The 21,769-nt window shown below is 57.3% G+C and carries 16 protein-coding genes and 1 tRNA gene; 12 read left to right on the top strand and 5 right to left on the bottom strand.

Going from position 1 to position 21,769, the window contains the following annotated elements:
* Positions 1–13: 13 nt before the first annotated feature.
* The gene (locus tag FX155_RS05505; RefSeq protein WP_022488043.1) at positions 14–955 is read right to left on the bottom strand and encodes an asparaginase; all 942 of its coding nucleotides are present in this window, start codon (positions 953–955) and stop codon (positions 14–16) included.
* 185 nt (positions 956–1,140) lie between these two features.
* Here FX155_RS05505 and FX155_RS05510 point away from each other — a divergent pair, with 185 nt between their 5' ends.
* The gene (locus FX155_RS05510; RefSeq protein ID WP_195839615.1) at positions 1,141–2,316 is read left to right on the top strand and encodes a M48 family metallopeptidase; all 1,176 of its coding nucleotides are present in this window, start codon (positions 1,141–1,143) and stop codon (positions 2,314–2,316) included.
* Between the two features lie 61 nt (positions 2,317–2,377).
* On the opposite strand, the gene FX155_RS05515 is transcribed toward FX155_RS05510, so the two are convergent.
* The 3 genes from FX155_RS05515 to FX155_RS05525 all read right to left on the bottom strand — a co-directional run bounded on the left by FX155_RS05515 (position 2,378) and on the right by FX155_RS05525 (position 4,499).
* Entirely contained in the window at positions 2,378–3,706 is a 1,329-nt protein-coding gene (locus tag FX155_RS05515) for a uracil-xanthine permease family protein (protein ID WP_154487995.1), read from the bottom strand.
* A gap of 9 nt (positions 3,707–3,715) precedes the next feature.
* Positions 3,716–4,300, bottom strand: a complete 585-nt coding sequence (locus FX155_RS05520; RefSeq protein WP_022488046.1) for a xanthine phosphoribosyltransferase — start codon at positions 4,298–4,300, stop codon at positions 3,716–3,718.
* Between the two features lie 125 nt (positions 4,301–4,425).
* Positions 4,426–4,499: transfer RNA gene (locus FX155_RS05525), tRNA-Gly, on the bottom strand.
* Positions 4,500–4,713: 214 nt separating this feature from the next.
* On the opposite strand from FX155_RS05525, the gene FX155_RS05530 reads away from it, so the two are divergent.
* A complete protein-coding gene (locus FX155_RS05530) occupies positions 4,714–9,444 on the top strand; it encodes an EAL domain-containing protein (protein WP_154487996.1) in 4,731 nt (1,576 codons plus the stop codon).
* An 81-nt stretch (positions 9,445–9,525) separates the two neighbouring features.
* Here FX155_RS05530 and FX155_RS05535 read toward each other — a convergent pair whose 3' ends face one another.
* Complete coding sequence (locus FX155_RS05535) at positions 9,526–10,257, bottom strand: gamma-glutamyl-gamma-aminobutyrate hydrolase family protein (protein ID WP_154487997.1); 732 nt, start codon at positions 10,255–10,257, stop codon at positions 9,526–9,528.
* A 327-nt stretch (positions 10,258–10,584) separates the two neighbouring features.
* Here FX155_RS05535 and dnaA (FX155_RS05540) point away from each other — a divergent pair, with 327 nt between their 5' ends.
* The 10 genes from dnaA (FX155_RS05540) (at position 10,585) to FX155_RS05585 (ending at position 21,766) form a co-directional block, all read left to right on the top strand.
* Positions 10,585–11,736, top strand: coding sequence for a chromosomal replication initiator protein DnaA (dnaA, locus tag FX155_RS05540; protein ID WP_154487998.1), 1,152 nt, complete (start codon positions 10,585–10,587; stop codon positions 11,734–11,736).
* A gap of 925 nt (positions 11,737–12,661) precedes the next feature.
* Positions 12,662–13,285: a hypothetical protein gene (locus FX155_RS05545; protein ID WP_022488051.1), complete on the top strand. Its 624-nt coding sequence runs from the start codon at positions 12,662–12,664 to the stop codon at positions 13,283–13,285.
* A 211-nt stretch (positions 13,286–13,496) separates the two neighbouring features.
* Entirely contained in the window at positions 13,497–14,891 is a 1,395-nt protein-coding gene (gene dnaA, locus FX155_RS05550; protein ID WP_154487999.1) for a chromosomal replication initiator protein DnaA, read from the top strand.
* A gap of 247 nt (positions 14,892–15,138) precedes the next feature.
* Positions 15,139–16,266 carry a DNA polymerase III subunit beta gene (gene dnaN / locus FX155_RS05555; RefSeq protein ID WP_154488000.1) on the top strand — a complete coding sequence of 376 codons (1,128 nt, stop codon included), beginning with the start codon at positions 15,139–15,141 and terminating at the stop codon, positions 16,264–16,266.
* The gene (gene recF / locus FX155_RS05560) at positions 16,266–17,402 is read left to right on the top strand and encodes a DNA replication/repair protein RecF (RefSeq protein WP_154488001.1); all 1,137 of its coding nucleotides are present in this window, start codon (positions 16,266–16,268) and stop codon (positions 17,400–17,402) included. Before dnaN ends, recF begins: the two co-directional genes overlap by 1 nt.
* On the top strand, positions 17,399–18,130 hold the full coding sequence (locus FX155_RS05565) for a DUF721 domain-containing protein (RefSeq protein ID WP_022488055.1): 732 nt from the start codon (positions 17,399–17,401) through the stop codon (positions 18,128–18,130). Before recF ends, FX155_RS05565 begins: the two co-directional genes overlap by 4 nt.
* Positions 18,108–18,335 carry an extracellular matrix regulator RemB gene (gene remB, locus FX155_RS05570; RefSeq protein ID WP_022488056.1) on the top strand — a complete coding sequence of 76 codons (228 nt, stop codon included), beginning with the start codon at positions 18,108–18,110 and terminating at the stop codon, positions 18,333–18,335. The genes FX155_RS05565 and remB overlap by 23 nt, the downstream gene beginning before the upstream one ends.
* Before the next feature lie 15 nt (positions 18,336–18,350).
* Positions 18,351–20,291, top strand: a complete 1,941-nt coding sequence (gyrB, locus tag FX155_RS05575; protein ID WP_154488002.1) for a DNA topoisomerase (ATP-hydrolyzing) subunit B — start codon at positions 18,351–18,353, stop codon at positions 20,289–20,291.
* A gap of 10 nt (positions 20,292–20,301) precedes the next feature.
* Entirely contained in the window at positions 20,302–20,997 is a 696-nt protein-coding gene (locus FX155_RS05580; RefSeq protein ID WP_229778446.1) for a thiamine diphosphokinase, read from the top strand.
* Positions 20,998–21,001: 4 nt separating this feature from the next.
* The gene (locus FX155_RS05585) at positions 21,002–21,766 is read left to right on the top strand and encodes a sulfite exporter TauE/SafE family protein (RefSeq protein WP_022488059.1); all 765 of its coding nucleotides are present in this window, start codon (positions 21,002–21,004) and stop codon (positions 21,764–21,766) included.
* Positions 21,767–21,769: the final 3 nt, after the last annotated feature.

Here is a 21,769-nt window from a genome sequence, read left to right on the forward strand (position 1 = left end):
ACGATTCCCTCCTTTATGCTTCTTCTGTTTCGTTGGCCAGGCTCCACATAAGCCGGGTCACGGCCGCTTCCAGGGTCATGGGGCCCCCGGATTCCACTCCGGCCTGGGCCGCCAGGATCCCCATGGGATACAGGGACAGATCCACCCCGTCAAAAAGGCACTGGCTGACGCACACCACCCGGACGCCTTTTTTGATGGCCCGGCGGATGGCCGGCAGGAAGTTCTGCTGGTCCGTATTCACCCCGCCGGCTCCGTAGCATTCCAGCACCAGGCCCTTGTAGCCCCGGTCCACCGCATAATCGATGATATCCGGTTTCAGCCCGGGAGTCATGGTCACCGCCATCACCCGGGGTTCCAGTTTCTCTTCCACCCGGAAGCCACCCACGTTTTCCCGGCTGGGCAGGTTCTTTTTGACCCCCTCCTTGCCGAAATACAGTACGGGAGCTTCATTGACACTTTCAAAGGCATTGGGGTTCCGGGTGAAGATCTTCTTGGCGCAGTCCCCTTTGATCACCTTGTTCCCGAAGGCCACGAACACCCCGGGCAGACCGCTGGCCGCCACGGAAAAAGCCAGTTCCAGGTTGCTCCGGGCATCGCTGTTGGTAAGGCTGAGGGGGACCTGGGCCCCGGTGAGCACCACCGGCTTCCCCAGATTGATCAGCATCCGGCACAGGGCGCTGGAGGTATAGGCCAGGGTATCGGTGCCGTGGGTGAGCACAAAAGCGTCATAATCGCTGTAATTGTCCCCGATCAGCCGGGCCCAGGCGCTCCAGTGGGCCGGTTCCAGATTGCTGCTGTCCAGGAGGGTCAGATCCCGGACGGTGATCTCTCCCAGGGTCCGGAGTTCCGGCACCTGTTTCAGGATGTCCTCTCCCTTCAGGGTAGGTTCCAGGCCTTCATCGGTTACCGTACAGGCAATGGTGCCGCCAGTGGTCAGAAAGAGTATTTTTTTCATGGATTTCTGGTTCTCCTTGTTCTATAATCTATAGAAACAATTATATCATATGTAGGTCATCCAGACAGAGGAAGTGACAGGTTTCCCGGATTTTTCAAGGTTGTATGCGGTTGTTTTGGTATAAAACAATGGTTGTTTTATGGTTGTTTATATATTTTCTGTTACCTTTGGAGGGGGGAATTCCCATGATCTGTCTGCACACCCGAAACCTGAAGAAAAAGCTGGCCCTGGCCCTGTCCGGCCTGGTCCTGACCACATCCCTGACCCTGTCCGCCCTGCCGGCAGCGGAAGCCTTTGACTGGAGCAATGCCATCGGCTCCATCGTCCTGGTGTCCGCCCAGTACAGCATGCTGAACAAGCAGGTGGCCTACCTGGACGGCAAGGGCCGGGGAGAATACCTGAATCAGATCAAGCAGCAGGAAGGGGTCAATGAGGATCCGGAAGCCAATGCCATGCTGGACCGGGTCATGGGCCGGCTGTCCGCCGCCATTGCCAAGACTGATCCTTCCATCGAAAAGAATCCCTATCATTATTTTGTCAACGACAGCACCAAATTCAATGCTTACTGCACCCTGGGCCACAATGTATCCGTAAACATGGGCCTGTTCACCACCCTGAACTACAACGAGGACGAACTGGCCTTTGTATTGGGCCATGAACTGGGTCACGGGGAGCAGCACGACCCGGCCAACGGAGTGAAGCGTACCTTCCCCATTGCCCTTCTGGCAGCCGTGGCCGGCAGCCAGAGCAATATGCTGGAAGCAGTGGGCACCAACCTGCTGGCCAACCTGGGCAGTGCCAAGCTGGTGACCCTGCCTATGGAAAAGAAAGCGGATGAGCTGGGCTTCACCTACGCCACGGAAGCCGGATACAACCCGGGAGCCGGCAGTGCCCTGTGGCAGCGGGTAATGGAAAAGATGGGCAACAACCGGGAAACCTTCCTGGGCACCATCTTCATGCCCAGCGACCATCCCAACAACGGATCCCGCCGGGACAAGTATACCCAGCGGCTGTATGAATACAGCGGAAAACATGTGAATGTGGACAAAAAGACCGGAGCCATCCTGGTGAACAAAAAGGACCTGGGGCTGGTCCAGCCCGGAGGGGATATGAGCAGCCGGGAGCGGACCTACCTGGTGGCCGGCAGCCTGGCCAAAGTCTACCACGAACAACCCAATACACAACCTTCTGCTGAACAGGATGGCAGCAATCTCTACTTCGGCGGCCAGCGGATCATGAGCCTCCAGTATGGGGACAACGGAGCCCAATGGGTGGAAAAGCTGAACCAGGCGGCGAATAAAGGAAAACAACCGGTTAAACAACCGGTTGTTTCGAATAAAAAAGAAGGCTCCTCACGCTAACGTGAGGAGCCTTCTGGTCGCGGGCCGCGACCGGGCTTCTGCACGCTGCGTGCAGCAGCCCTTATTTCATCTCATCCGGCAGAATCAGATTCAGCACTACGGCCACCACGAACACTACCGCCACGCAGTTTTCTGCGAAGACGCTTTTCATCAGGTCCGGGAAAATCTTAAAGATGGAGGGATTCTGGGTGAAGCCGATGCCGATGGACAGGCTCAGGGCAGCGATGATCATGTTCCGCTGGCTGTAGCCGCAGCTGCCCAGCATCCGGACCCCGCTGACCACAATGGACCCGAACATCATCAGGGTGCATCCTCCCAGCACCGCTTCCGGCAGGGAAGCCAGGATCACTCCCAGCACCGGGAACAGTCCGGCCAGGATCATAATGGCGGCCCCGCTGGCCACGGCCTTCCGGTTCACCACATGGGTCATGGCAATGAGCCCCACGTTCTGGCTGAAGGACGTAATAGGCAGACAGCCGAACAGGGAGGACAGGGCACTGATGAACCCGTCCACTCCGATGGACCCTTCGATTTCCTTATCCGTGGCATTCCGGCCGAAGCCCATCACCGTCAGGGCAGAGGTATCCCCCAGGGTTTCCGTGGCAGACACCAGGAAAATCAGGAATACGGAAAAAATGGCATCCGGATGGAATTCCAGCCCATAGGGCAGAGGCTGGGGCAGGGAAAACAGCCCGGCGGAACTGATCTTGGACAGATCCACCATACCGTAGAAAAAGGCGGTGATGTACCCTACCACCAGGCCAAACAGCACGGACAGCTGCTTGTAGAAGGATTTGGCCTTGATGTTGAACAGCAGACAGGAAACCAGGGTCACGGTACCCACGATCATGTAGGGAGCTTCCCCGAAATGGGGATTCCCGAAGCCGCCTCCGAAGGAATTGGCCCCGATCCCCAGCAGGGAGAACCCGATGGAGGTCACCACGCTGGCGGACACAATGGGAGGGATGAACCGGCGCCACCACCGGGCAATGAGCCCCAGGCACCCTTCCAGACAGCCCCCTACCAGAGCCGCCCCCAGGATGGCCCCATAGCCGTATTTGGCTCCGATGACGCAGAAGGTGGACACAAAGGTGAAGCTGATCCCCATGATAATGGGCAGCCGGCTGCCCAGAGGCCCCACCGGGAACATCTGGAACAGGGACCCTACCCCGGCCATGATCATGGCCGCCTGGATCAGGGCCGCCGCCTGTTCCGTAGGCATCTTTACCGCCCCGGTGACAATCAGGATGGGAGCGATGTTGGCCACGAACATGGCCAGTACATGCTGGAGTCCGAAAGGCGCCGCTTTCTTCAGGGAGATTTTTCCATCAAACTGGTAAATCGGGTCAGTGCCAGTCTGGGCCGGTTCCTGGATTTTTTCTTCTTCCATGGCGCCCCCTTACCGGAATACGATGGTGCCGGTGGCCGCATCCATCTTTTCGATGATAGCCAGGCTCTTTACATCATAACCTTTCTTCCGCAGGGCGTCCCCGCCTCCCTGGAAACCTTTTTCGATGGCGATGCCCACCCCTTCCACTTCGGCGCCGGCCTGGTGGACCAGGTCGATAAGGCCTTCCACCGCGCAGCCGTTGGCCAGGAAGTCATCGATGATCAGCACATGGTCTCCTGCGTTGAGATACTTCTTGGAAACGATTACATGGTTCACCTTGTTGTGGGTAAAGGATCTGATTTCCGTGCTGTACACTTCTTTGTCCATGTTGCTGCCGGCGCTTTTCTTGGCAAACACCACCGGCACCCGGAAATGGACTGCCGTCAGGCAGGCAATGCCGATGCCGGAAGCCTCGATGGTCAGGATCTTGCTGATGGGCCGGTCCTTGAACAGCTGATAGAATTCTTCTCCCAGCTTGCTGATGAAGGGCACATCGATCTGGTGGTTCAGGAAACTGTCCACCTTCAGCACATCCCCGCTTTTGATGATGCCGTCCGCCAGGATCTTTTTCTGCAGTAAATTGTACTCCGCCATGTCTTCCTCCCGTTTCTTCCAGACAAATCAAATTCGTTTTCTGTAAAAGATTATTATATCATACCCTGGCTCCTGAGAAAACAAAAAAAGCTGTTGCCTCAGCAACAGCCTTCCGTCTTTCAATATGGAGCGGGCAATGGGAATCGAACCCACCTCTAAAGCTTGGGAAGCTTTCATTCTACCAATGAACTATGCCCGCATCAGATAGATTGTATTTTAGCAAATTTTTTCTTTTTTGTAAAGGGTGATCAGAATTTTTTTCTTTCCGCTGGCAATTAACATCCCCAGTTAACTTTTTCTGGCAGAACCCTCCAGATGGAGTATAATATAAGGATATGATTATGGACATATGACCGGACACACTGCTTCCACAGCGGTTTCCGGATCTGTCACAGGCAAAGAGGGGGATTTTTTTGAATACACCGGGCAAATTCCAGGAACTCCACAGTTTTTACGATACCCTGCCCAGCGGGATTTGTCTTTTTACCACCCAGGGATCAGAACAGATCCTTTTTGTGAACCCGGGCTTCCTGTCCCTGTATTCCTGCACCACTGAAGAGGAATTCCAGGTCCTTACCGGAGGCACCTTCCAGGGCATGGTGGATCCGGAAGACTACCAGCCCCTGGAAACCCTGGGCCAGAAGGCCGCCGCTGTCTCTCACCAGGAAACCGGCATGACCCAGATTTACCTGACCTTCCGGATCAAGACCCGGGAAGGCCATTTCCGGCGGATAGAAGGGACCCTGTCCAAAGGCACCCTGCCCCAGGTGGGTACCGTATGGATCATGAACCTGGTGAGCAGCTCCCAGAAAGTGCTGGTCCGGAAACAGGATCCGGTCACCGGGCTTATGGGGGTCCGTGCCTTCTACCAGACTGCCCTGAACCTGTCCCTGGAAAAAAAGGCCCAGGGCAGACTGAAATCCTACAACCCGGTATACCTGAACCTGACCAACTTCAAATTGTACAATGCCACCTGGGGGATCCAGGCCGGGGACAACCTGCTCCGGTCCGTGGCCAGCATTCTCCAGTCCCTGTTCCCGGGCCAGCTGATGACCCGGCTTACCGGGGACGGATTTGTGCTCCTGGCTCCGGCGGAAAAGCTCCGGGACAAACTCCAGGAAGCCGCCCGGCAGGTGGACCAGTGCACCGGCAACCCCACCATCCAGCTGAAGGCAGGAATCTATCCCCCCAATGAAAAAACTTCCCTGACGGATCTGCGCCATGCCTTCGACATGGCCAAATTCGCCTGCGATTCCATCAAGAAAAACGCCATCCAGTCCTGGGCTGTCTATACCCCGGAACTGGCCGCCCAGCAGGAGACCCGGGTCTTTGTGCTGGAAAACTTCTCCCGGGCCCTCCAGTCCGGCCAGATCCAGGTGTACTACCAGCCCATTATCCGGAGCCTTACGGGCAAACTGTGCAGCCTGGAGGCCCTGGCCCGATGGATCGATCCGGAACGGGGGATGATCTCTCCGGGGATCTTTGTGCCCATCCTGGAAGAAGCCCGGCTGATCCACCAGCTGGATCAGTATGTACTGAGCCAGGCCGGCAAACTGCTCCGGGAACAGCGGCGGAACCACCAGCCCATGATCCCCATTTCCGTAAACTTCTCCCGGGTGGATTTCCTGGTCACCGACCCCTTCCAGCTGGTGGAAAAAGTGGTACGGAAATACGGGCTCCAGCGGAACTTCCTGTGCATTGAAGTGACGGAAAGCGCCCTGGTCCAACATTCCTCCCACATTTTCCAGACCCTCCAGAAATTCCACAACAGCGGCTACAAAATCTGGCTGGACGATTTCGGCAGTGCCTATTCCTCCCTGAACGTGCTCCACAACTACCATTTCGATGAGCTGAAGATCGATCAGGCCTTCCTGAAGAACCTGAACGACAAGGGGAAGGAAATCATCACCTCCATCGTGCTCATGGCCAAGACCCTGGGAGTCCATACCCTGGCAGAAGGCGTGGAAACGGAAGAACAGCTGGCCTTCCTGAAAAAGATCGGCTGTGAAAAAATCCAGGGATTCTACTACAGCCGTCCCCTGCCCTACGAAAAGCTCCTGACCCATCTGATGAGAATGCACATCAAGCCGGAAAACAGCCTGGAAAACCAGTGCTATGAACAGGCCGGTCTCATGAACGTGGTGTCCGAAGCCCCCCTGGGCCTGTTCCGGTATACCCGGAAATACGCCACCCTGCTGTACATCAACGAGGCCTACCAGAAGGTTCTGGCCAGTGTGGGCACCCATTCCCTGGAAGAAGCCAATGAGAACCTGCTGGATCCCGCCTATCCCTTCCGGGACAAGTTCCGGATGTTCCTGGACCAGGTGGCGGACAGCACCGCCACCCATTCCCTGGTATATGTGGACAACGGCCAGTACATCCGGATCAAGGCCCGGAAAATCATGGGCAATCCCCAGTTCTGTCTGGGCCGGCTGGAAATCCAGAACATCACCTTTGACAAAAACACCCGGCTCCACCACAAACTGGACAAACTGTTCCGGAACCTGGTGCTCATGTACGACTCCCTGATGTATCTGGATATCGGGAAAGACCAGGTCCAGGTGCTCCAAAGCTCCGTGCCTTCCCTGAACAGTGACGCCGTTTATCCGGACATTGCCGGCTTCCTGACCCGCTACGCCAAGAAATTCGTCCATCCGGACGACCGGGAAAAATTTCTCCAGTTCACAGATCCGGACAGTCTCCACGCCCAGGGCCGGGAACAGGGCCGGGTGGATGCCAAGGACCAGTTCCGGATCCGCCGGCCTGACGGAAACTACCGGTGGATGATTTTCCATGCCATGTTCCTGTACAAAGATCCCACCCGGAACATCCTGCTGACCGTCCAGGACAATGTGTGGGAACGGAAGGATCTGACCACCCGCCGGAAAGAACTGCCTCTGTTCAACATGTCCCTGGGAGTCCCTCTGGAAAAGATACCCCAGACGGAACACGACTACCAGACCCTGCTGTGGAATGCGGTGCGCACCTCCCCCCTGAAATTCTTCTGGAAGGACAGCCAGCGCCGGTTCCGGGGTGCCAGCCGCTCCTTCCTGAAATTCTACGGTCTGGAAGAAAAGGACATCCTGGGGAAAACCGACGAGGAAATGGGCTGGCACCCCATGCCCGGCACCTTTCAGAACGATGAGGAAGAGGTGGTGCATCAGGGCCGGACCATTACCCAGCACCTGGGGACCTGCATTGTCCGGGGCGTCCCCCATCCCATTGTAGCCACCAAATTCCCTCTGTACAAAGGGAATCAGATTGTGGGACTTTTGGGCTATTTCGACGATCTGGAGAACTATCCCGCCCAGGCAGAACTGATCCGGGACCTGAATCTGAAAGATCCGGAAACCGGCTTTCTCAGCTACCGGGGCATGCTGGAAGCCGGCCTCCAGTATGCGGATTCCTGGCGGTACCAGCAGGATGACTATGCCGCCTTCCTGCTGGACATCCCGGAATTCGACCAGTTCCGCCGGACCTACGGGCCGGAAGCGGGCCGGAAACTGCTGATCAAAGTGGTGGAAACCTTCCAGCATCTCCATCTTCCCACCATTTCCCTGGCTCACATCGGCAGCTGCTGCTTCCTGGGCTTTACCAAGACCACCCTGAAGGACCAGCTGGACAGCCAGATCCAGAAGCTGACCCAGGCCATCCACAGCATTACGGAAGTGGACGGCTACAGCTGCACCCTGTACCTCCAGTATGCCCTGGCCCGGGGATCGGAAGTGGACAACCTGGACAACCTGCTGGCCCTTCTCACGGAACGGCTGAAGGAATCCCGGGATCAGCGGTACGGGGAATCGGTGTTCATCGGAGACCGGATCGTCTTTGACCGGGAAAAATTCGACACCATGGACGAACTGGTGATGATCAGCGATCCGGAAACCTATGAGATGGTCTACATGAACCAGGCTGCCCAAAAGGCCTACCACGTGGACGGGCCCCGGGAGTATAAAGAGAAAAAATGCTACGAACTGCTGGAAGGACAGAAGGCCCCCTGTGCCTACTGTCCCCTGTCCATCCTCCGGCAGGACCGGTTCCACACCGCCACCCATCACAGTGTGAAATCCGGCCTGGACCTTCTGGTCCGGGATACTCTGGTACCCTGGCGGGGGCGGGTGCTCCACTTCTCCATGGCCCTGAACCTGAAGGAATATGTGGATATGGACATTGCCCGGAACGATCTGATCTTCCGGGAAGCCGCCGCCAATGACGCGATTGCCATCGGTCTCCGGGAAGAAGATCCGGACCTGGGGATCCAGAAAATGATCATCCAACTGGCGGAAAACATGGGAGCGGAACGGTTCTACATTTTTGAGGAAGGCCCCGATGACACGGTGAGCGCCACCTATGAATGGGTCCGGAAAGGGCTGGAACCCATGAAGGATCAGCTCCAGCACGTACCCAAAAAAGACGTACAACTGTTGTACAACTCCTTTGACAAGGAACAACTGGCCTTGATCCCGGATATGCCCCAGCTGCTGGCCAAACAACCGGATTTCCATCTCCGGATTCCCGGGATCCGCAGCATTGTGTCCGGCCATCTCACCCAGGGGGAACGGTCCCTGGGGTATACGGAAGTGGTGAACCCCACCCCGGATACCTTCCGGTCCGCCAGCCTGCTGTTGGCCACCCTGACCCGGTTCTTTGCCATTATGCTCCGGATCCGGAACAACCGGCGGACCCTCCAGGCCAACAGCCGGACGGACCAGCTCACCGGCCTGGGGAACCGGTATGCCTTCCACGACACCATAGCCTCCCTGCCCAGTGGACAGGATCTGGTCTTTGTGTTCGGGGACATCAATGGCCTGAAGCGGGTCAACGACACCCAGGGCCATGAAGCGGGAGACCGGCTGATCCGTTCCGCCGCCCAGGTACTGGACGAAATGAAAGGCCTGGGAAAGGTGTTCCGGATGGGGGGCGATGAATTCCTCCTGATCCGGGAAATCGACGCTCCAGCAGAGGCTGATGAGCTGATCCACAGCCTGAAGGACCGGTACAAAGCCCGGGGCATCAGCGTGGCCCTGGGCGCCGTCACCTGCCGGACCCCCATCCCCGACGTGGACCAGATCCTCACCCAGGTGGACCGGAAGATGTACAAGGACAAGGGCGTGATGTACGGAAGGAGAAGTACGGATAGATAAACAGGGCTGCTGGGTACGCAGCAGCCCTGTCAGCGGTCAGCGGCCGTTGACCGCTGACAAGAAAAGGTGTGAAGCAGCGCTTCACACCTTTTCTTTTACCCGTGCCAGGAAATCCTCGAACAGCTTCAGCTGTTCCGGATGCTCCTGCCACATGTTTTCCGGATGCCACTGGACGGCTACTACCTGCTTGTGGTCGTGGGATTCCACACTTTCCTGGACCCCGTCAGGAGCCACGGCGGTGACTTCCAGGGCCTCTGCGACCCGGTGGATGGCCTGATGATGCCGGGAGTTGACATAAGCCTTTTCTCCTAGGGACCCAAACAGGCTGCTGCCGGGAACCAAAGTCACATGATGGGTGGGATACCCTCCCGGTGCCCCCTGGGAATGACGGATGGTGCACTGGGGATCCTCACTGGGCAGATCCTGGTACACATTCCCTCCCAGAGCGATGTTGATCAGCTGGCAGCCCCGGCAGATGCCGAAAATGGGTTTTCCGGCCTGGTAGAAGGCCCGGAACAGCTCCAGTTCGAACAGATCCCGTTTGTAGTTGGTCCGGCCGATCTTCCACTTGGGTTCCTCCCCGAACAGAGTGGGATCCACATCCGGCCCTCCGGGGATGATCAGCCCGTCAAACAGGTCCACATAGTCCTCCCCCCGGGCTCCGGGCACATCTGGAAGCACCACCGGGATGGCCCCCAGCCGGGCGATTACTTCCACCAGTCCCCGGGGGGCAAAAGGCGCCTCCACCAGGTTGGTCACCTCCGATGCATAAGGATAGGTATCCGCCGTAATGGCAATGCGGCATTTGCTCATAAGTTTCCTCCTTCCGCCGGTTTCCCGGCGCTGCAGTTGGTTCCATTATAGGAAATTGCGAAAGGAGATGCAAGGCTGCGGCTTCCCAGCATCCCTTTTCCACAGAACGCACGTTCACAAATCCCCCGTCCGGCCTGTATTTCCGGGGTTTTCCCCAAAGTTGTCCACACCTGTGGATAACTTTCTGTGGAAAACTCCCTTTCCTGTGGAAAAGTCCCTGGAGCCAGGTTTTCTGCGGGTTCCCCCCTCTTGCTCCCGGCACTTATCCACATGCCGGGGAATATGGTATAATGAAAAATATCCCTTACAGGAGAAAGGAGGTTTGTCATGGCCAAGAAAAAACTGGTGGAACTGGACCTGTTCGCCGAGCAGGAACCGGCAGCGGAACATCCGTCCCCCCGGCCCCCGGCCCGGAAAAGACCGGCTCCCCCGGTCCTGAAAAAGCCCTTTGTCACCAACCTTTCTCCCCGGTACACCTTCGACAATTTCGTGGTGGGAAATTCCAACCGGTTTGCCAAGGCAGCCGCCATGGCCGTGGCCAACAACCCGGCCTTTGCCTACAACCCCTTTTTCCTGTTCAGCGACTCCGGCCTGGGGAAAACCCATCTGATGAACGCCATCGGCAACCAGATCCGGAAGAACCACCCGGACATGAAAGTGCTGTACATTTCCAGTGAAACCTTCACCAATGAGCTGATCGAAAGCGTGGAACACAACCGGCTGGAAGCCTTCCGGGAAAAATACCGGAACATCGACGTGCTCCTCATCGACGACATCCAGTTCCTCCGGAACCGGGAATCCACCCAGGAGGAGTTTTTCCACACCTTCAACACCCTGGAAAAGGCCAACAAGCAGATCATCATTTCCAGCGACCGTCCCCCCGGGGAACTGGACACCCTGGAAGAACGGATGATCAGCCGGTTCAATTCCGGCCTTACCGCCGACATCCAGCACCCGGATCTGGAAACCCGGATGGCCATCCTCCAGAACCTGGCCCATACAGAGCAGGTTCTCTTTCCCAACGATGTGATCCTGCTGATTGCCAGCAGCATCACCAGCAATATCCGGGAACTGGAGGGAGCCTACAACCGGGTCTGCGCTTATTCCACCGTGACCCGGGAACCCATTACCCTGGATCTGTGCCGCCGGGCCCTGAAAGAACTGGCCCTGCTGGACACCCCCCAGTTCGTTACCGTAGACGCCATCCAGCAGCAGGTGGCGGACCATTTCCGGCTCCACCGGTCGGAACTGATCGAAAAGAAACGGACCAAACGGGTGGCGGTGCCCCGGATGATCGCCATTTACCTGACCAAGGAAATGGCCGGCCTTTCCCTGAAGAAAATCGGAGAATGTTTCGGGGGCCGGGACCACAGCACCATCATCCACGCCTGCGAAAAGATCCAGAAAGACCGGCAGAAAGATCCGGAGCTGAACAAGGAAATCGAGGCCCTGACGGCTGCGTTGAAAAAGGGAGTGTGAAAACTTCACATCCCAGTCCCGGGTCGCGACCCGGGACTGGGATGTTGCATTTTCCATGGAACACCCCCTATTGCATCCCAGCTCTCTGTAACCCCTGTCCCTGCTCTTTGCACAGGGACAGGGGTGTTTTTTGCCCGGTGGGAAGCAGTTTTCCACAGGGGAAATCCCTGTTCCACAGCCGGGAAGCCCCATAAAAAGGGATTATCCACATACTTATCCACACCTGTGGATAACTTTCAGTGGAAAACTCCCTGGCTTGTGGAAAACCCCTGGAGCCACAGCCCATGCCGGATCCGGGACTTTATCCCCAGATTTATCCACATGTCCACTGGAGGTGTTGTACAAAACCTGCAACACCTCCTAGCTGTAGAGCCGCATAGCGGCTCAAGTCTGGAGTCGGGAGTCTGGAGCCGAAGGTTAAATTTGCAGGCAAATTTTTTGAATGTGTAGAACCTTTGGACGAAATGATCTCTCAGATTGCTTTTGATTCTGGTTCTACAGAATCAAAGGGATCCGTCCAGCCAGACGGATCCTGTCCTGAGGCTTCCGACTTCAGACTCCTGACTCCTGACTTAAGTTATCCACACCCCCTCCTCCCTCTCCGCCCCCATGAAATGGGCTTATCCCCAAAGTTATCCACATCTGTGGATAACTTCCGGTGGAAAACTTTTTACCCTGTGGAAAACCCGGGGACCCCTGGCTGGCCGGGCTTTTTCCGGTTTCTTTCCTCCAGTTATGCACAGGGGCCGGACAAACGGGCCGGAATATGCTATACTATACTCATACAACCTTTGGAACCGGCCGGCTCCTTTTCCATACAACGTTGTGGGAACATTGCAGGACGCCGGTTGTCTGGAAAGCCGCCGGGCCCCTGGCGGTTTTCTTCCTGTTCTGGAAATCTATATCATATTGAGGGATGTCCGCCATGATCACCATTAAAGACTATGCCAAACAAAAGGGAGTTTCCTACGAAGCCATCCGCAAACAGATCAAACGGTATGAAGAAGAACTGGAAGGCCACCTGGTCAAACAGAACCGTTTCCTGATGCTGGATGACGAAGCCGTCCAGTTCCTGGACAGCAAACGGTCGGAAAACCCCGTGATTGTCTATGAACAGAACAAGGATGAGGAACTGGAACAGCTCCGCCACGAAAACAAAGTGCTGCTGATCCAGATGAATACGGTCCAGGACCAGCTGGGGAAAGTCCAGCAGAAGCTCATTGCGGAAATGAACGCCACCAAGCTGCTGACCCAGGAAAAGGTCCAGTATCTGGAATACAAGGCCCAGTCGGAACAGAAGGAAGTCCAGCTGAAGGATCTGGCCCGGGCCCGGGACGCCGCCCAGGCCAAAGCGGACCAGCAGGAAGCGGTGCTGCGGCTGAAGGAACAGCAGATCGGCGCCCTTACCGCCGCCAAGGAAACCGCCGCCGCCAGTCTGAAGGCCGCCGACGAAAAAATCGCCGCGGCGGAAGCCCGGGCCAAAGCCGCGGAAGAAGAAGCCTCCCGGCTGAAGAACCGGAGTTTCTGGGACCGTCTGTTCAACCGCTGACCATGTTTTTCAACAGGGAGTTATCCACATCTGTGGATAACTCCCTGTGTATAACTCTGGATTTGTGGATAACCGGAACCCGGCCCCCTGCCCCGTGCTTCCGGCGGCCCGGGAAAAAAGTTATCCACATTGTCCACAGGTTTTTCCACAGGACCGGCCTGTTTCGTGATATAATGAAGTCTCTATTAAAAGGATAAAGGATGGATCGGATATGACGACGAAAAACCTGGCCCAGGTCTGGGCCGAAATGCTTGCAGCCCTCTCCGCCAGCATGGAGGGCCGGAGCTGGAAAATCTGGATGGATGCGGCACATCCCCGGACCCTGGAGGGCAATACCCTGTCCCTGGATGTATCCAACCAGTTCACCAAGGATACCCTCCAGGGAAAATACCTGCCCATGATGGAAGAAAGCCTCTCCCAGATCTGCGGCCAGCCCATGGAGATCCAGATCGACGTAGTGGAACCGCCCAAAGAGGAACAGAACCTGTTTCCGGACACCCCTGCCCAGCCGGAAGAACCCCCGGCTCCCGCAGCCTACCAGCCGGAACCCCAGCCAGCGGCCAAACCGGCCCAGGAATTCGATTCCCATCTGTCCCCCAAATACACCTTTGACAATTTCATCCGGGGCAAATCAAATGAAGAAGCCTTCAACTTTTCCATGGGAGTGGCCAACGCACCGGCCAAAAGCTACAACCCCCTGTTCCTGTACAGCGACCCGGGCCTGGGGAAAACCCACCTGATGAACGCCATCGGCAACTATATCCACAAGAAATTCCCCCAGATGAAGATCCTCTACACTTCCAGTGAAACCTTCACCAATGAACTGATCGGCGCCATCCAGCACAACACCAACGAAGCCTTCCGGAACAAATACCGGAACATCGACGTGCTGCTCATCGACGATATCCAGTTCCTGCGGAAAAAAGAATCCACCCAGGAAGAATTCTTCCACACCTTCGAAGCCCTGAAACAGGCGGACAAACAGATCATCATCTCCAGCGACCGGCCTCCCAAGGAACTGGACACCCTGGAAGAGCGGCTCACCAGCCGGTTCATGCAGGGACTGATCATCGAGATCAACCACCCGGATTTCGAAACCCGCAGTGCCATTTTGCGGAGCATGGCGGAAAAGGACCATCTGGAATTCCCTCTGGAAGTGATCCAGCTGATCGCCACCAATGTAAAGACCAACATCCGTGAGCTGGAAGGTGCCTACACCAAGGTCCACGCCTTTGCCAACCTGAACCACCAGCCGGTGACCATGGAACTGGCCCGGAAAGCCCTGAAGGACCTGGATATGGGAAGCACTGTGGACAAGGTGATCACCGTGGAAGCCATCCAGGAACTTGTGGCCGCCCGGTACAAGATCCGGGTGGAAGACCTGAAAGCCAAGAAACGGACCCGCTCCATCGCCTATCCCCGGCAGATCGCCATGTATCTTACCCGGGAACTGACGGACCTGTCCCTGCCCCGGATCGGAGAATGTTTCGGAGGCCGGGACCACACCACAGTCCTCCATGCCTGTGACAAGATCGCTGACGACAAAGCGAAAAATGACAATCTGGAACGGCAGCTGGCCAAACTGGTGGAAGATCTGAAGAAATGATCCCTGAGTTATCCACAACTTGTGGATAATCTTGTGTATAACTTGTTGGTAATTTTGTGGATAACCCGGAAAGTCCCTGAAAAAGTGGATATGTGGATAAGTGAAAACCGGTTATCCACAGAGTTATCCCAATGGTTCCAACAGCCTGGAATGGGGCTGGAGCGACTTTTCCACATACCCACAGGCCCTACTACGAAGACTACGAATTTTTATAATTTCATCGTTTTAGAAACAAGGAGGTACTGCCATGCAGTTTTCATGTGAAAGCAAAGAACTGGCTCAGAGCGTCAATATCGTAAAAAGAGCCATTTCATCCAGCAATAACGCACCGATTTTTTCCGGGATCCATGCCATTCTCCAGGGAAACACCCTTCAGTTGATTGCCATGGACAATACCTACATGATGAACAAGAAAATGGACGTGAACGGACAGGAGGACGGAGAGCTTCTCATCCCCGCCAAAGCCATCGGGGATCTGCTGGCCCGTTTCGATCCGGACGAAGTGCTCACCCTTCAGCAGCTGCCCGGTGAAAAAGAAATGACCCTGAAAGCAGCCAAGGCCAGAGGCCAGTACCACATTCCCCTGATGGACCCGGAAGAATATCCGGCCATGCCCTCTTTTGAAGGGGACCGGGTGCTCCGGCTTTCCGAAGAAGTGATGGGGAAACTGATCTCCACCACGGTGTACGCCTGTTCCACTGATGCCAGCCGGCCGCTGTACACCGGGGTCTACCTGGAAAAATCCGGTCAGCGGCTCACTGCCGTGGGCACCAATACCCACCGTCTGGCCATCAAGGATCTGGAACTGCCGGAGGGGGATGACAGCGAATTTTCCCTGCTGATCCCTGCCCGTCTCCTGAAGGAAATCGGCAGCAATCTGAACGGAGAACTGCCGGAACCGGTGACCCTGACTCTGAAAGAACGGCAGATCATGGCCAAGGTGGGAAATCTCACCATTATTTCAAGCCTGATCGAAGGGAAATTCCCTGATTACAGACGACCTATCCCTCCTTCCTTCAGCAACCGGACGGTTTTCAACCGGGTGGACATGGAAAAGGCCATCCAGCGGGTATCCCTGTTTTCCCAGTCCGACTACAACATTGTCCGGCTGGCCATTGATGCAGACGGGATCGTGCTGTCTTCCGCCGTCAGCGACATGGGCCAGGGGAAGGAAATCATCGCCTGCCAGACCGTGGGGGAATCCCTGCCGCTGAACATCGCTTTCAATTCCCGGTACATGACCGACTTTTTCAAGAACTGCGGCACGGACCGGGTGAGCCTGGAAACCAACGCCTCTCTGTCTCCGGCCCGGCTCATGCCGGAAGGGGATGAAAGCTACACCTACATCCTGACCCCGGTGCGGGTCATCTTCTGATGCGCCTGGAAAACCTGCGGCTGCTCCATTTCCGGAACTACAGCCAGGTGTCCCTTCCTCTTGCACATGATATAACCATCTTTTATGGGGACAACGCCCAGGGGAAAACCAACCTGCTGGAAGGGATCTATACTGCCGCCCGGGGGTTTTCCTTCCGGACCCGTCATGAGGAAGAGCTGCCCAGCTTCGGAGCGGAAGAATGGGCGGCAGAACTCCAGTACCGGGACCGGTACGGGTCCAACCGGCTGCTGGTGAAACGGTATCCGGTCCGGGGCCGGACCAAAAAAGAGAATCTCCTGAACGGGAACCCGGTAAGCCCCCGGGAACAGTACGGCCTGGTGAACCTGGTGCTCTTTACCCCCGATGACCTTCAGCTGGTGAAAGGGGATCCTGCCCTCCGGCGGAAATTCCTGAATATGGAGATCGCCCAGACCAGCCCGGTGTACTATGACCTTCTGACCAAATACAACCGGGTGCTCCAGCAGCGGAACCGGTTCCTGAAACAGTGCCGGGACCGGGAACAGCTGGAGGAAGCCCAGCTGCTGGTGTGGGATGGAGCCCTGGCCCGGCTGGCGGCGGGGATCCTGGACCTGCGGCTCCAGGCCCTGGCGGGGATCGTCCAGGCGGCCCAACAGGTTTATGACGGGATCACCGGCACCCAGGGTGCCCTGACCCTTTCCTATGTGCAGAAGCGCAGCGAAGGGGAGCAGGGGATTACGGAAAACCCCGGGCCGGCAGCCTGGGAAACTTTTTACCGGCAGCAGCTCCAGCTGCGCCACCGGCTGGACTATGTCCGGGGCTACACCAGCCTGGGGCCCCACCGGGACGATCTGGAGATTTTTCATGAGGGAAGGCCTCTCCGGGCCTACGGATCCCAGGGTCAGCAGCGGACCGCCGCGCTGGCCCTGAAACTGTCGGAACTGGAATTCATCCGGTCCGTCCGGGAAGAATATCCGGTGCTGCTTCTGGACGATGTGCTCAGTGAACTGGACCAGCACCGGCGGGAGAAGCTCCTGGGCTTCATCAACGGAACGGTCCAGACCTTCCTGACCGTCAACGACCGTCATCTGGCTCCGGTGGAAGGAGATGTGGCGGCTTACCGGGTGGCAGAGGGAACCCTGGAGGAACAGCCATGAAAGATTCGGAACTTCTCATCCTGAAAGTGCTCCGGACTCCCCGGGCCCGGCAGCAGTTCCTGCTCCACTGGCTGAAAAGCCACTGGCCGGAGATCCTGGGCCACACCGGGGCCAGCCATTCCCAGCCTTACCGGCTGGAAGAGGGAGTCCTGTACGTCCATACGGACAATCCCATGTGGTCCAACCAGTTCCACATGATGCAGGGGAAACTGCTGAATCAGCTGAACCGGCTCCTGGTGCCGGCGCTCCAGGGACGGAAACGGTTGATCCGGGAACTGAAGTTCTACCACGGGGTCATTGAGGAAGAACCCCAGCCCCGACAGGAGGCAAAACCCTTCATGCCCCGGCGGGACGACAGCCGGAAATGTCCTCTGTGCGGAGTACCCCTTATCGGAGATGAGGAAATCTGCTCCGGCTGCCGCCGGAAACAGCAGGAAGAACTGCGCCGGGAAATCCGGAAACAGCTGGATCTGCGGCCCTGGCTCCGGTATGAAGATTGCCGGGAGCTGGTGAAGTGTGATAGAATAACATTTACTGACGTGAAGGCAGTACTGGAGGAATGGGCCCTGAACCGGGCTCTGGACCCCCGTGCCACTGCCGGGGAAAAGGCTTTTGCCGTCATGGTGGAAACAGGCCTCCGGCCGGAAGCCCTTTCGGAGGAAACCATCCGGCAGACCCTGGAAAAAGCCAGAAGGAGACGGACTTATGTACCTGCACGTAGGAAATAATTATGTGGTGCGCTGCGACGAGATCATCGGGATCTTCGACATCCGGAACAAACGGACCAACATCTACCGGTTTTTCCTGAAGCCCAGACTGGGCGGGGACAATGTGGTGGACCTGACCGAGGACTACCCGCCGGCCAGCTGTGTGGTCACCCGGGACAAGATCATCCTGTCGGGAATTTCCAGCAGGACCCTGCGCAAGCGATAAAATCGGGAGGTTTGTATGGCGAAAAAGAAACAGACGATTGAAGAAGAGATTGCCGTCCACGGGGATTACGGGGCGGAACAGATCCAGGTCCTGGAAGGCCTGGAAGCCGTGCGGAAACGTCCCAGCATGTACATCGGCAGCATCAGCGGCCGGGGGCTTCACCATCTGGTGTACGAAGTCATCGACAACAGTATCGACGAAGCCCTGGCAGGCTACTGTGACCATATCCGGGTGATCATCCACCAGGACAACAGCATCACTGTTACGGACAACGGCCGGGGGATCCCGGTGGAAATGCACAAGGTGGGGAAACCGGCCATCGAAGTGGTCATGACGGTCCTCCATGCCGGGGGCAAATTCGGCGACGGCGGCTACAAGGTCTCCGGCGGGCTCCATGGCGTGGGGGTTTCCTGCGTCAACGCCCTGAGCAAGAAGATGGTGGTGGAGGTCAAGAAGAACGGGAAGATCTACGGCATCGAATTTTCCAAAGGCAAGACCACCCGTCCCCTGTATGTGAAGGGAGAATGCCCGGAAAACGAAACCGGCACCAGCGTCACCTTCTGGCCGGATGACACCATTTTCACGGAAACCGTCTACAGCTATGACACCCTGAAGCACCGGATCCGGGAACTGGCTTTCCTGAACAAAGGGGTCAAGATCCAGCTCACCGACGAACGGAGCGGCCAGGATGAGGTGTTCCACTACGAAGGGGGCATCATTTCCTTTGTGGAATTCGTCAACAAAGGGAAGGAACCCCTCCATGCCAAACCCATCTACGTGGAAGGGGAACGGCAGGACACCATTGTGGAAGTGGCCATGCAGTACACCGACGCCTACACGGAAAACATCTACACCTTCGTGAACAACATCAACACGGAGGAAGGGGGCACCCATCTGGCCGGGCTGAAACAGGCCCTGACCCGGTGCATCAACGACTATGCCCGGAAAAACGGCCTCTTGAAGGACAACGAGGACAACCTGTCCGGGGACGATGTCCGGGAAGGGCTCACCTGTGTCATGAGCCTGAAGGTCCGGGAACCCCAGTTCGAAGGCCAGACCAAGACCAAGCTGGGGAACAGCGAAGTCCGGGGCATTGTGGACAATATGGTGACGGAAGCCCTCACCGAATACTTCGAAGAAAACGCGCCGGTGGCCAAGAAAATCGTGGAAAAAGCTATTATGGCCAGCCGGGCCCGGTCTGCCGCCAGAAAAGCAAGGGACCTGACCCGCCGGAAATCGGCTTTGGAAGTGAGCAGCCTGCCTGGGAAGCTGGCGGACTGTTCCAGCAAAAACGCGGAAGAAACGGAAATCTACTTGGTGGAAGGGGATTCCGCAGGGGGCAGCGCCAAACAGGGCCGGGACCGGAACTTCCAGGCCATCCTGCCCCTCCGGGGCAAGATCCTGAACGTGGAAAAGGCCCGTCTGGACAAAATGCTCAACAGCCAGGAAATCCGGGCCATGATCACCGCCTTTGGCTGCGGCATCGGGGAGGAATTCGACATTTCCAAAGCCCGGTACGGGAAAATCATCATCATGACCGATGCGGATGTGGACGGGGCCCATATCCGGACCCTGCTGCTCACTTTCTTCTACCGGTACATGAAGCCCCTCATCATCCACGGGAACGTGTTCATTGCCCAGCCTCCTCTGTACCTGATCCGCACGGGCAAGAAGCACACCTATGCCTACAGCGATGAGGAACTCCAGAAGAAACTGGACGAAGTGGGACGTCAGAACAACCCCTATGTCCAGCGGTACAAAGGCCTGGGGGAAATGAACCCGGAACAGCTGTGGGAAACCACCATGGATCCCAGCAAGCGGACAGTGCTCCAGGTGCAGCTGGAGGATGCGGCCACGGCGGATTCCGTGTTCTCCGTGCTCATGGGGGACAAGGTGGAACCCCGCCGGCAGTTCATCGAGGAAAACGCCGGCAAGGTTACCAACCTGGACTTCTAAGGAGCGTTTCATGACCATGGAAATCCAGCTTCCCCAGGGGAAGCTCCAGTGCAGCCGGACGGGAGGACCGCTCCTGATGGTGGTGGCCGGGGGCCGGCGCCCGGATCCCCAGTGGCTGCAAAAGGCTGCCGCCGGCCTTGTGGTGGCAGCGGCGGACCGGGGCGCGGACCACTGCCGGGCGGCCGGGGTGGTGCCCGGGTTCCTGTACGGGGACCGGGACAGTGCGGCACCGGGAGCCTGGGAGGCATTTGCCCGCCAGGGCGCCCGGGTCAAGACCTACCCGGTGAACAAGGACGATACGGATCTGTCCCTGGTGCTCCAGGATATCCCCGGTGACCGGACGGTGCTGGCCACCGGCATCTGGGGCGGCCGGGCGGACCATCTGTTCGGCAATCTGTATACCCTGCTGGCCTATGCCCGGAGGGGAGGCAGCGCCATCCTGGCCGATGACCAGGAAATGCTGTGCTACCTGCAGCCGGGAGAGGGTCTGCGGTTTACCGCCGGGAGGAAACGGCCCCGGGCAGTGAGCCTGCTGCCTCTTACTCCCTCCTGCCGGGTAAGCATTACCGGGGTCCGCTGGCCCCTGGACAATGCGGAACTGACCCAGGCCAACCCTTATGCCGTCAGCAACAAGATGACGGAGCCGGCCTTGAATGCCTTCTGCCGGGAGGGCATCGCCGGCGTCTATTTCACTTGGAAGGAGTGACCCCATGCTGGAATTCCACTGGCAGGATTTGATTTTCCTTTTGGCAGCCGGCTTCATCGGCTCTTTTGTAGATGCGGCGGTAGGCGGCGGTGGTCTGATCACCCTGCCGGCCTTTATGGCCACCGGCATCCCCACCCCCTTTGCCCTGGGGTCCAACAAACTGGCCTCCTCCATCGGCGCGGTGACCAGTTTCTTTACCTTTGCCCGGTCCGGGAAAGTGGACCGGAAGATCCTGAAGATGATGCCCCTGTCCTTTTTGGGCAGTGCCGCCGGGGCCTGTATTGCCTCCCTGCTGCCGGAACAGCTGCTCCGGTACATTGTGGTGCTGGCCCTGGTGGGAGTGGCTTGCTATACCTATTACCGGAAAAACTGGGACGGGGTCAATGAAATGACCGAAATGACCCGGTCCGTTGCCCTGGGCATCGCCGCCATGGCCTGGTTCCTGGGCATGTACGACGGTTTTTTCGGACCGGGGACAGGTTCGTTCCTGATCTTCGGATTCCTCTATTTCGGCTATAACTTCGTAACCGCTGCCGGGAATACCAAGGCCCTGAACCTGGCCAGCAACCTGGGAGGCCTTGTGGCTTTCCTGATGCTGGGCCGGGTGTATCTGGCCTATGCCCTGCCCATGGGGCTGGTGGAGATCCTGGGCGCCCGGCTGGGAGCGAAGATTGCCATACAAAAAGGTGTGGGCTACATCCGCACCCTGTACCTGGTCATGACCGTCCTGCTGATCGGCAAGCAGGTCTATGACCTTTTCTTGAAATAACCG

Origin of the sequence: Acidaminococcus fermentans (assembly GCF_009696675.1) — a bacterium.
GTDB lineage: Bacteria > Bacillota > Negativicutes > Acidaminococcales > Acidaminococcaceae > Acidaminococcus.

Coding starts and splice junctions, on each gene's coding strand:
- dnaN (WP_154488000.1), top strand. CDS start 15,139: ATGCAGTTTTCATGTGAAAGCAAAGAACTGGCTCAGAGCGTCAATATC.
- FX155_RS05510 (WP_195839615.1), top strand. CDS start 1,141: ATGATCTGTCTGCACACCCGAAACCTGAAGAAAAAGCTGGCCCTGGCC.
- FX155_RS05565 (WP_022488055.1), top strand. CDS start 17,399: ATGAAAGATTCGGAACTTCTCATCCTGAAAGTGCTCCGGACTCCCCGG.
- dnaA (WP_154487998.1), top strand. CDS start 10,585: ATGGCCAAGAAAAAACTGGTGGAACTGGACCTGTTCGCCGAGCAGGAA.
- remB (WP_022488056.1), top strand. CDS start 18,108: ATGTACCTGCACGTAGGAAATAATTATGTGGTGCGCTGCGACGAGATC.
- FX155_RS05580 (WP_229778446.1), top strand. CDS start 20,302: ATGACCATGGAAATCCAGCTTCCCCAGGGGAAGCTCCAGTGCAGCCGG.
- FX155_RS05515 (WP_154487995.1), bottom strand. CDS start 3,706: ATGGAAGAAGAAAAAATCCAGGAACCGGCCCAGACTGGCACTGACCCG.
- recF (WP_154488001.1), top strand. CDS start 16,266: ATGCGCCTGGAAAACCTGCGGCTGCTCCATTTCCGGAACTACAGCCAG.
- FX155_RS05535 (WP_154487997.1), bottom strand. CDS start 10,257: ATGAGCAAATGCCGCATTGCCATTACGGCGGATACCTATCCTTATGCA.
- FX155_RS05520 (WP_022488046.1), bottom strand. CDS start 4,300: ATGGCGGAGTACAATTTACTGCAGAAAAAGATCCTGGCGGACGGCATC.
- dnaA (WP_154487999.1), top strand. CDS start 13,497: ATGACGACGAAAAACCTGGCCCAGGTCTGGGCCGAAATGCTTGCAGCC.
- gyrB (WP_154488002.1), top strand. CDS start 18,351: ATGGCGAAAAAGAAACAGACGATTGAAGAAGAGATTGCCGTCCACGGG.
- FX155_RS05545 (WP_022488051.1), top strand. CDS start 12,662: ATGATCACCATTAAAGACTATGCCAAACAAAAGGGAGTTTCCTACGAA.
- FX155_RS05585 (WP_022488059.1), top strand. CDS start 21,002: ATGCTGGAATTCCACTGGCAGGATTTGATTTTCCTTTTGGCAGCCGGC.
- FX155_RS05505 (WP_022488043.1), bottom strand. CDS start 955: ATGAAAAAAATACTCTTTCTGACCACTGGCGGCACCATTGCCTGTACG.